This window comes from Nostoc sp. JL23 (assembly GCF_017115065.1).
Taxonomy (GTDB): domain Bacteria; phylum Cyanobacteriota; class Cyanobacteriia; order Cyanobacteriales; family Nostocaceae; genus Nostoc; species Nostoc punctiforme_A.
Genome location: NZ_JABXKN010000042.1, coordinates 14,233 through 25,000, shown reverse-complemented (window position 1 = coordinate 25,000; position 10,768 = coordinate 14,233). Strand labels below are relative to the sequence as shown.

The following is a 10,768-nucleotide window of genomic DNA, read 5'->3' as shown; positions in this document are numbered from 1 at the left end:
TGAGTTCAAATTTTAATGTAAGGAACTGTATCATGACTGCTACTTCTAACCAGATTAAATCCAAGGTTTGGGACAAAAAGCAAGAGTATCCTTTAACTATAGAGTCTTTAAGAATGCTCTTGGAAAACCGAATTCCTTTAATTCGGCTAAGGGAATTCGCCACATCCCAAGAGTGTGAGATGTTAGTCAATCAAGCTGAATTATTCAACTTTGACTGCTATCAAAATGTGAATCCCAAGATTGAGCGAATTGGTATCACAGTGTTTGAATATAATCGCATTAGTAAAGCAGCTTATTTTCAAGCAGTAGAACGCACAACTAAATTAAGAGACTGCATTATGGCAGCCTCTTTTAATCCATTAGAACGCTTAATGGTGAAAATTCGAGAGTTTACAGGCGCGACTGTACGAATTGCTTCGGAACCACTCTATGGTAGTTATTATGCAGGATTGATCAGAAAAATAGAGCAGGGTACTCAACTTCATATTGATTATGCTCCATTAGAACAATCAAAATGGGAAATTGGTACAGTTATTAATCAACTTTCTTGGAATTTGTACTTGAAATTTTCTCCAAACAATCATGGTCAAACACGCATTTACGATCGCCAGTGGCAACCAGGAGATGACCAATATAAACTCGATTCCTACGGCTATGGTGATACAGTAATTGCAGATGCAGACATGATCAGCTTCCAACCTTATGTAGGAGATGTGTTCATTTTCAATACACGCAACTATCACACTGTTGAACCGATGGATGGACAACGTGTGACTTTTACTTCTGCGATCGGATTACTACCTAACGGTGAAATTATTTTGTGGTCTTGAATGTGATAGATAACTAAGAAGCAGGAAGCAATTTGGTAAACATAGTGAGGAAATAATTCATGCCCTTAGCAGCTGTGATGACTGCACCTAATCAACCAGTTGAAGTCCAACAATTACCAGAGCCGATTCTGGAAAAGGGTGGAATCATTCTTGAAACCTTATATTCTGAGGTTTGTGGAACTGACGTACATTTATTACATGGGCGTTTAGAGGGAGTACCATATCCCATCATCCCCGGACACTTCTCAGTTGGTCGTGTGGTGGAAACAGGTGGAGCAGTTAGTGATGTCAATGGTAAATTAATTCAGCCTGCAGCGATCGCTACTTTTTTAGATGTCCACGAAACCTGTTACAACTGCTGGTATTGTCTAGTAGCCAAAGCATCCACTCGCTGTCCAAAACGCAAAGTTTATGGTGTCACCTACTCAGCCAAAGATGGGTTGCTGGGTGGTTGGTCTGAACTGATTTACCTCAAACCAGGAGTTAAAGTTCTAACTCTACCCGAAGAAGTCTCACCAAAACAATTCATTGCTGGAGGATGTGCCTTACCAACTGCACTACACGCTATTGATCGAGTGCAGATTCAAATTGGTGATGTCGTCGTGGTGCAGGGTTGCGGGCCTGTGGGTTTGAGTGCGGCAATTCTAGCTTTGCTCTCAGGTGCGGGCAAAGTAATTGTAATTGATAAATTTGAGAGCCGATTAGTAGTTGCAAAATCCTTCGGTGTAGATGAAACCCTTGCAATTAAGCCTGATGAGCCACGACAACATATTGAGCGGGTTTTGGAATTGACAAACGGACACGGTGCTGATGTCACTATTGAAGCCACAGGCATTCCCATTGCTGTCAAAGAGGGCTTGAATATGACCAGAAATGGAGGTCGCTATGTTATTGTCGGGCATTACACAAACACGGGTGAAATTCTTATCAATCCACACCTAGAAATTAATCTAAAGCATATTGATATTCGCGGAACTTGGGGAATTGATTTCAGCCATTTTTACAGAATGATTGAATTACTAAAACGTCATAGTGATCCCAGTAAAAATATTGCTTGGTCAAGCATAATTAGCCGTTCATACACACTACAAGAAATTAATCAAGCACTGGCAGATGTAGAGGAAGGCTCTGTATTAAAAGCTGTGATTCAGCCCAATTTATCTTAATGACAACAATATATCAAATGACTTAGATAATCGGGAGAAAATATGCTCACAGATTTAAAAATTGCCTTTATCGGCGGTGGCACGATGGGCGAAATGATAATTACTAGATTGTTATCAACGAAAATTGTTCCCAAAGCCGATCTAATTATAGTCAGCGATCCAGTTTCTGCGCGATGCCTTCATTTAGAAAGGGAATATGGAGTACGTACTACAACCTCCAATATAGAAGCGGTTCTTGGCGCATCTATTGTGATATTGGCGGTGAAGCCGCAGGTTTTAGTAGAGGTTCTGGGTATGCTTAAGGATAAAATTCCACCTAATGCTTTAGTAATTAGTATTGTGAGTGGAGCGAGTATTTCATCTCTGTGCCAAGGGTTGAATCATCCTGCTGTTGTCCGTACAATGCCAAATATTGCACTACAAGTTGGTCATGGGACTACAGTGTGGAGTGCATCATCAAGTGTGACAGAGATACAGCGATCGCATACCCAAGTCATTTTACAAGCATTAGGTAAGGAATTTACTACCCAAAATGAACATTACCTTGATATGGCAACGGCGTTGAGTAGCGCGGGGACTGGATTCGTGTTTCTCTACATCGAAGCGATGATTGATGCTGGCGTTCAGATGGGTTTAACTCGCACACAAGCCCAAGAACTAACATTGCATACGATTGCTGGTAGTGTAGAACTGATGTTTCAGACTCATGAACATCCAGCAGTTTTACGAAACAAGGTAACAAGTCCTGGGGGAGTCACTGCTGCTGGTCTTTACGAGTTAGAAAAAGGTGGTATGCGAACTGTTATTTCTAATGCAGTGCTTGCCGCTTTGAGCCGCACTCAACAATTAGGTAATATCAGTTAAAAAATTAGCGCTGATTGGGGTTACTTATTCGGTACTTATTACTGTTCATTCAACACTAAAAAGTATTAAAGCTGATAAAAGATTTTAATTTATTTCTCAAATATGCCAACCCAAGTTGTTCAAGCTCAACCCTCAAAGAATGTTTTTTCAGATTTTATCCAATTCTGGGAAAATGCCAAAGTGATTGCTGGGCCTTACTGGTATCCAACAAAGCCAGGACAAAGAGCATTCTCAGACGTAATTCGTGCATGGGGAATGCTTATTCTCCTAATATTGCTAATAATTGCATTTGTAGGTGTAACTGCTTTTAATAGTTTTATTAATCGCTACATAGTTGATATCATACTTCAGGAAAAAGATTATTCTAAATTTGTTAATATTATATCCTTTTATGCTGCTGGACTTGTCTTGGTAACGCTTTTATTAGGATTTTCTAAATTTGTTAGAAAACAAATTGCTCTTGATTGGTACAAATGGCTTAATAATCAGATTTTAGATAAATATTTAAGCAATCGTGCTTATTATAAAATTAATTTTAAAGCTGATATTGATAACCCAGATCAACGTTTATCCCAAGAGATTGAACCAATTACCAGTAATGTCCTCTATTTTTCAGCTACTTTTCTAGAAAAAGTACTGGAAATGATAACTTTTACAGCAATTATCTGGTCAATTTCCCAACAGATTGCTGTTGCTCTGGTTATTTACACGATTATGGGCAATTTGATTGCTGTCTACCTAAATCAGGAATTAAATAGTATTAATCAAGCAGAAATTGAATCTAAAGCTGACTATAATTACTGCCTAACTCATGTTCGCACTCACGCTGAATCAATAGCTTTTTTTCGGGGAGAAAAACAAGAATCAAATATAATTGAACGCCGATTTAGTAAATTGATAATAAACATTAAACGCAAGATTGATTGGGAGAGAAATAGAGACATTTTTAACAGAGCATATCAGGTTGCTATAGAACTTTTTATGTTATTCATACTTGCGCCTTTGTATATTAAAGGTGAAATTGATTTCGGACAAGTTGGACAAGCTAGTGTAGCTAGCTTTATGTTTGCTACTGCTTTGGGAGAACTAATAACTGCATTTGGCAGTTCTGGAAATTTTTCGAGTTACGTTGAGCGTTTAGCTGAGTTTTCGAGTGCGTTAGAAGAAGTGACCAAACAACCGGAGAATGTAAGCACCATTAAAATAATAGAAGAAAACCATCTTGCTTTTGAGAATGTTACCTTACAAACGCCTAACTATGAACAAGTAATCGTTGAAGACTTGTCCTTGTCTGTTCAACCTGGAGAAGGTTTATTGATTGTTGGGCCAAGTGGTCGAGGTAAAAGTTCTTTATTGAGAGCGATCGCTGGTTTGTGGAATGCGGGAACTGGCCGTTTAGTGCGACCTCCATTACAAGAAGTTTTATTTTTACCCCAACGTCCTTACATAATTTTGGGAACTTTGCGCGAACAATTGCTCTATCCTAATACCAGTCGTCAAATGACTGATGCAGAACTCAAAGAAGTTTTGCAACAGGTCAACCTACAAAACTTATTGAGTCGAGTCGATGGCTTTGATACAGAAGTTCCTTGGGAGAATATATTATCGATAGGAGAACAACAACGCTTGGCTTTTGCACGACTGTTAGTTACTCATCCTAGCTTTACTATATTGGATGAAGCAACGAGTGCTTTAGATTTGCAAAATGAAGGAAGTTTATATCAAAAGTTACAATCGACGAAAACAACATTTATCAGTGTTGGGCATCGGGAAAGCCTGTTTGATTATCATCAATGGGTTTTGGAACTTTCACAAGATTCCAGTTGGCAACTTGTGACTGTGCAAGATTATCGAAATCAAAAAGCAATAAATATTCAAAGCGCGCCTAATAATGAGTTGCAAAATCAATCTCAAATATTGACAGAAACAACCACAAGTGAAAAGCTCACTCATAAGGAAATAAGTGAATTAACTAACTATTCCATTAGCACTATTAGAAGTAAGGCAAGCAAAGGAGATTCTGTTATTACTAGGGATGGGTTGACGTACCGCTATGACAAGAACTCAAGTGTGTTGAAATGGCTGAGAGTTTAGCGGTTAGACAATCTGTTCAGTTGAATTATCACCTGTGAAAGAATAGTCTTCTATTTTGATTTGTAAAAGTTGTCCTTGCTCAGAACCCCGACTTTTTTAAAAAATTGGGGTTTTTGTTGTTCACTAATAACTTATAACTGGTGTGTATAGGAATCTGGTTTATTATTAAATATAATTATGTATGAAAGAAATTAACAGCAAAGAAAACAGGCAAAAGTAGGGGCGGGTTTAAAAATGTTATTAATTACTACTGATCATCTCGGAGAAACCACCCCTACTTGTTCAATAATCAAATAAAATTACTATGACCTTGATTACTTAAGTTGATGATTATTAAATAGTTTTTTCTTAACTTTCTTAACTTTCTTAACTTTCCTAGCTACCTTAGAATAATTACTTCTTAACTGTCTTAACTGACCTTGAAAACATATTTAATTAATGATATATTTTTACTTGAAAAATCAATTTATTTTAAGGAAAACTCTATGCCTACAAACACAGTAGAAACAATGGATATCGTAGCAATACCATTTTTTGCGCGTTTCTTGTCAGAGCAAGCTACTGAAGGAACAGAGGTTCCTTGGACTTACAAGTATCCTTCAGATTTGGAAGATAGATAATTTATTTAGTCTTCTACATCTGAAAGTACCTTTCTGGTCGGAAAGATACCTTGTAATTGACTGAATCATAATTTCATAGAGTAGCAGTTATCAAATAACTGAAAACTACTCATATAAACGCGATGGCGCAGAGCGATCGCTTTCATATTACCTTTTCCAAACATGGAGGTGATTGCTTTTTCTATTCGCCTAAATTCTTCAAATATTTTTGGGTATCGAAAGCAATATGTTTGCTATTAATTAATAGCTACCTCCTAAAATTATCCTGAAAAAATATTTATGCACCTATCTCGTGATGTTGTTTTATTAATCACCCACAGTGGTGATTTTTTCACAATAGATAGAGTGGCAGAAGCCTTATCAAAAAAAGGGGTGCAACCATTTCGTCTAGATACTGATAAGTTTCCTCTAGAAGTCCAATTAACAGCACATTTTGATAAGTCTAAAAGCTACCACATTATAGAATGTAACAACCACTCTATCAGCACAGAGCAGGTGCAAGCTGTATGGATGCGCCGTATTTGGGAACCAGAACTGAGTCAAGAATTAGCGCCAAAGTTCCGAGAAGCCTGCATTAGAGAATCACAAGCAACTTTAGATGCTTTTTGGGACAGCCTCAAGGGAGCTTGTTGGGTAGATAATTTAGAGCGGATAGATTATGCAAGTAACAAGCTGCGTCAACTACGGATTGCGTCTGAAGTAGGTTTTGTTATTCCCCAGACTCTTGTTACCAACAAAGCCCAAGCAGCACGAGAGTTTTTCCAGCAAGTTAACGGCAAAATGGTGAGCAAGCTCTTAACTGCTCTTTCCCGCAGTATGGAAGCTAACTCCTCGTTTTTTCTTTACACCAGCATTGTCAAGGAAGAAGACTTACAAGATGCCGAATCACTGCGCTATTGCCCAATGGTTTTTCAAGAGCAAATTCCAAAGCAACAGGAATTACGGGTAGTGTATGTGAATGGTAATGTATTTGTGGGGGCGCTAAATGCAGATGTGTATGCAGCAGCCAAAGTTGATTGGCGTAAACCTGGTGTTGATATTGGCGCATGGCAACACCACCAACTTCCTGATGAAGTAGTTAGTCGTCTCAAAGCCTTTATAGGGAAATTTGGGCTGTTGTTTGGAGCCTTAGATTTCATCGTTACACCGTCAGGCGAATACGTCTTTTTGGAAATCAACCCTCTGGGAGAGTGGGGAATGTTGGAAAAAGATTTGGACTTGCCTATTGCAAGTGCGATCGCAGACGCCCTACTTCAAAGAAAAAATGAATAATCAAAAATTTAATATTTGATATTAGCCTGTGGCAAGCTACCCAAAAGGTGTCTATATACTTCACACTTCATAGTTTTTATGACCGTATTAATAGTCACGTTTAGTAAAGACAACGAAAGTATTCCTCTAGTGATCAAAGAAATTGAGGCTAGAGGAGAAAAAGCATTTCGCTTTGATACAGACAGATATCCCACCGAGGTGAAGTTAGATATTTACTGCGGCGATACTGAACGGGTAATTATTACTGATGGCGAACAGAAACTAGATTTGAGTGAGGTCTCCTCAGTTTGGTATCGGCGGATGCGCTACGGACAAAAAATCCCCGAATCAATGGACAAGCAATACAGAGATGCGTCAATTAACGAATGTCGCGCCACAGTCAGGGGTATGATTGCCAGCCTTCAGGGATTCCACTTTGATAAAATGTCCAATGTAGACCGGGCTAATAATAAGCAACTACAATTGCAAGTTGCACGAGAAGTTGGTCTTGTAACTCCACGGACTCTGAGTTCAAACAATCCAGAAGCAGTCAAGCAATTTGCTCAAGAGTGTAAGCAAGGTATAGTTACCAAAATGCTTTCTTCCTTTGCTATCTATGATGATCAGGGACGAGAAAATGTTGTGTTTACTACTCCAATTACAAATGATGATCTGGAGAATATGGAAGGACTGCGTTTTTGTCCGATGACCTTTCAAGAAAATGTACCCAAGGCATTGGAGCTGCGGACAACTATTGTTGGACACCGCGTGTTTACTGCCGCAGTAGATTCTCAAAGCTTAGAAGGATCTACTTACGACTGGCGCAAAGAGGGAAGAGCCTTAGTTAAAAATTGGCAGCCCTACAATTTGCCAGAAGATATTGAGAAAAAATTGCTCAAACTGATGGCTTATTTTGGCTTAAACTATGGAGCAATTGATATTATTATCACGCCCGATGGTCGCCATGTATTCCTCGAAGTTAACCCAGTCGGGGAATTTTTTTGGCTGGAGATATATCCACCACACTACCCCATTTCGCAGGCGATCACAGAGGTATTACTGACTCATAAAAATTAGGTGATTGAGCCTTGTATATTTTTATTGTGTTCTATTTTGAAAGGTGTTAGTGAGATTTCACTATTAAGTTTATTAATATTAAATTTCTTATTTAAAATTATGAATTTATTGATATTTGGAGATTAAATTATTGTGGTAAACCTCGTAAATACACAAACAGTTTTAACATTTGATGGGGTAAATGATTATATAGATTTTGGCAGAAACGATATTGGGGGCGTTTTCGCTCAAGGGAGTTCAGCTTTTACGGTTTCAGGATGGGTAAATCCACATGAACTAACAAATAAAGCCACTAGTTACGGGACGCGCAATGTATTTTTTGCCCGTTCTTCAGAGAGATACAGCGATAACTTTGAATTTGGCATCAGTGAAACAGGAAGCCTAGATATATACATTGATGAAAGTGTTAACAAAAATATCAAAACCTTTGGGCAAGGAGAATTAACTATAGGACAATGGCACTTTTTTGCTATTGTTTTTAATAGTGGTCAGCTAACCATATATCTTGACGAGCATGAATACAACGATTCTCTTAGAGGTTCATCTTTAAACAAAGCCACAAGTTCTATAACTCTGGGAGCAACGTTACACAAACAGGTCTATTTCAAAGGACAATTAGCAAATATTAGTGTTTGGAATTATCCCTGTACTCAAGCACAAATTCAGACTCATCGTTGTGGGCTAATAGTCGGAGATGAATCAGGATTAGTGGCCTACTGGAGATTAGACGAAGGGCAAGGTACAACTGTAAAAAACCAAACTGGCAAAAACCAAACTGGAAAGTCTTATCAAGGAAATTTTCGTGGTAATCCTATTTGGACTTTAGCAGAAATTCCATTTGCAACACAATCATTCAATCCAGTTCCATTTGCAGGAGAATTATTCAATCAAGAAGATTTTCAAGAAGAGATCCAAACTGAAACAGCAGTTATTCCTGAAGAAAATATCTCACCACTAACCACAAGTTTATTAGCAGCAACGGTATCGTTAGTAAGCGACGACGAAGATCAACCAAAGGAAATTCAACAGACAGAAACAAACAGGGAAGAATCCGAGATTATTCTAACCGCGATCGCTCTCGAACCACATGACGATAAAACCAAGACAGACCAAACTGAAGCTCCTGTCAATATCCAACAAGCACAAATATTAACTCAGGAGGAATCGCCAGAAACCATGAATACAAAAGCCCGTCCCAAATATAAAATACTTTCCATTGATGGAGGCGGTATTCGGGGCATTATTCCTGCATTAATCCTAGCAGAAATTGAAAGGCGGACACAAAAGCCTATATTCAGCTTGTTTGATTTAATTACTGGCACTTCCAGCGGTGGAATTTTAGCACTTGGACTAACTAAACCCCGATTAAGTTCCAATGTATCTGATAACTTGCCAGTAGCTGAATACACTGCTGAGGATCTCCTACAGTTCTTTCTTGAGTATGGGGTAGATATATTTTATGAACCGTTGTTTGAAAGACTACTCGGCCCATTAGAGGATATATTTCTCCAGCCAAAATATCCTTCCGAAAGCAAAGAAGAAATTTTCAAGCAATATTTTGGTAACGCTCCTCTAGAAAATAATCTCAAAGAAGTTTTTGTAACGAGTTACGATATCGAGCAGCGAATTCCGATATTTTTTACAAACCAACTAGAAAAACAGCAAATAGAATCTAAGAGTTTTCAGAAGTTATGTGGTGGGTTTTCGCTCCTAGATGCAGCATTAGCAACTAGTGCTACTCCAACTTATTTTGCTCCTCATCGGCTTGTAAACCCCCACAATAGCGGCATCGCCTATACTTTAATCGATGGTGGAGTATTTGCTAATAATCCAGCCCATTTAGCTATTTTAGAAGCACAAATTAGTAGTAAACGAAAAGCCCAAAAAGTCCTCAATACAGAAGATATTTTAGTAGTTTCTTTAGGTACAGGTTCGCTGACGAGTGTTTACCCTTATAAAGAAGTCAAAAATTGGGGACTCTTACAATGGGGAAGACCACTTTTAAATATTGTGTTTGACGGTGGTAGTGAAGTGGTAGCTGGAGAATTAGAACAGTTGTTTGAGCCTACTGATAAAGAAGCTAAAAGTTTTTATTATCGCTTTCAAACATTGTTAGATAGTGAACTAGAAGAAATAGATAATACCAAACTCCAAAATACTCGTCAGTTACAAGCTATAGCCCATCGACTAATATCTAACAAAAGTCAAGAAATCGATGAACTGTGTAGTCTTTTTTTGGGCTAAATCAGATTTATTACATCTTGCACCAACTAACTGGTGCAAGATGTAAGATTTTTAATTTCTTCACAAAAGAAATTAGTAATGACTCTCTTAGTCATGTTTTCACTTTATAAGGATTGTAGGTAAGTACAATGGATGAACTCGTCAAAAAAATTTCTGGTTTAGGCCTTCCTGGCATACTTTTCGTGATAGCAACGGGTGCATCAGGGGGTAATGTCGCTGCCGTTGTCGCTATGCTTTCAACGCTGGGCGGGCCTTTAGGCCTCTTAGGAGGTTTGGGCTTGCTTGGGCTGGTAGCCGTTCTAGGGGAATATATAGCGGGATTTGGAATTGAAAACATTCTCAAGCTCATCTATACAGAACGTAGCAAAACTGAATCTGTCAGATTTCTTCTCAAAGAAATTCAAGAATTGCCCATTTCAGATGAGTTAAAACTCAAACTGAAACATCATATTAGCCCAGTAGTCGTTACTGAGCCTGACCAAGGACCTTTTCCGAGAACAGTCGAAATTGTTGATGAGGAACCATTGACCTAGTACCGCAAAGCGGAAGTCACGCATTCAAAAGTCAAGGCTTCGGCTATTTCGGCTACGCTCAGCACAAGTTCGCTCAACCTTGACACTGA

At 38.5% G+C, this 10,768-nt stretch carries 9 protein-coding genes; all 9 read left to right on the top strand.

The genetic code is table 11. The annotated features are described in order from the left end of the window. Positions 1-32 precede the first annotated feature (32 nt). Positions 33-830: a hypothetical protein gene (locus HWQ42_RS08860; protein ID WP_292811066.1), complete on the top strand. Its 798-nt coding sequence runs from the start codon at positions 33-35 to the stop codon at positions 828-830. 59 nt (positions 831-889) lie between these two features. Further along, positions 890-1,996, top strand: coding sequence for a zinc-binding dehydrogenase (locus HWQ42_RS08855; protein ID WP_292811064.1), 1,107 nt, complete (start codon positions 890-892; stop codon positions 1,994-1,996). Positions 1,997-2,038: 42 nt separating this feature from the next. Continuing rightward, complete coding sequence (proC, locus tag HWQ42_RS08850; protein WP_292811062.1) at positions 2,039-2,860, top strand: pyrroline-5-carboxylate reductase; 822 nt, start codon at positions 2,039-2,041, stop codon at positions 2,858-2,860. Positions 2,861-2,962: 102 nt separating this feature from the next. Continuing rightward, positions 2,963-4,954, top strand: a complete 1,992-nt coding sequence (locus HWQ42_RS08845; RefSeq protein ID WP_292811060.1) for an ABC transporter ATP-binding protein/permease — start codon at positions 2,963-2,965, stop codon at positions 4,952-4,954. Between the two features lie 485 nt (positions 4,955-5,439). Further along, positions 5,440-5,574, top strand: a complete 135-nt coding sequence (locus HWQ42_RS08840) for a microviridin/marinostatin family tricyclic proteinase inhibitor (RefSeq protein WP_292736178.1) — start codon at positions 5,440-5,442, stop codon at positions 5,572-5,574. A gap of 279 nt (positions 5,575-5,853) precedes the next feature. Further along, the gene (locus HWQ42_RS08835; protein WP_292811058.1) at positions 5,854-6,846 is read left to right on the top strand and encodes an MvdC family ATP-grasp ribosomal peptide maturase; all 993 of its coding nucleotides are present in this window, start codon (positions 5,854-5,856) and stop codon (positions 6,844-6,846) included. Between the two features lie 78 nt (positions 6,847-6,924). Next, positions 6,925-7,902, top strand: coding sequence for an MvdD family ATP-grasp ribosomal peptide maturase (locus tag HWQ42_RS08830; protein ID WP_292811056.1), 978 nt, complete (start codon positions 6,925-6,927; stop codon positions 7,900-7,902). Positions 7,903-8,034: 132 nt separating this feature from the next. Then, positions 8,035-10,146, top strand: a complete 2,112-nt coding sequence (locus tag HWQ42_RS08825; protein ID WP_292811054.1) for a patatin-like phospholipase family protein — start codon at positions 8,035-8,037, stop codon at positions 10,144-10,146. Between the two features lie 128 nt (positions 10,147-10,274). Continuing rightward, positions 10,275-10,679: a hypothetical protein gene (locus tag HWQ42_RS08820; RefSeq protein ID WP_193945309.1), complete on the top strand. Its 405-nt coding sequence runs from the start codon at positions 10,275-10,277 to the stop codon at positions 10,677-10,679. Positions 10,680-10,768: the final 89 nt, after the last annotated feature.

Coding starts and splice junctions, on each gene's coding strand:
- HWQ42_RS08860 (WP_292811066.1), top strand. CDS start 33: ATGACTGCTACTTCTAACCAGATTAAATCCAAGGTTTGGGACAAAAAG.
- HWQ42_RS08855 (WP_292811064.1), top strand. CDS start 890: ATGCCCTTAGCAGCTGTGATGACTGCACCTAATCAACCAGTTGAAGTC.
- proC (WP_292811062.1), top strand. CDS start 2,039: ATGCTCACAGATTTAAAAATTGCCTTTATCGGCGGTGGCACGATGGGC.
- HWQ42_RS08845 (WP_292811060.1), top strand. CDS start 2,963: ATGCCAACCCAAGTTGTTCAAGCTCAACCCTCAAAGAATGTTTTTTCA.
- HWQ42_RS08840 (WP_292736178.1), top strand. CDS start 5,440: ATGCCTACAAACACAGTAGAAACAATGGATATCGTAGCAATACCATTT.
- HWQ42_RS08835 (WP_292811058.1), top strand. CDS start 5,854: ATGCACCTATCTCGTGATGTTGTTTTATTAATCACCCACAGTGGTGAT.
- HWQ42_RS08830 (WP_292811056.1), top strand. CDS start 6,925: ATGACCGTATTAATAGTCACGTTTAGTAAAGACAACGAAAGTATTCCT.
- HWQ42_RS08820 (WP_193945309.1), top strand. CDS start 10,275: ATGGATGAACTCGTCAAAAAAATTTCTGGTTTAGGCCTTCCTGGCATA.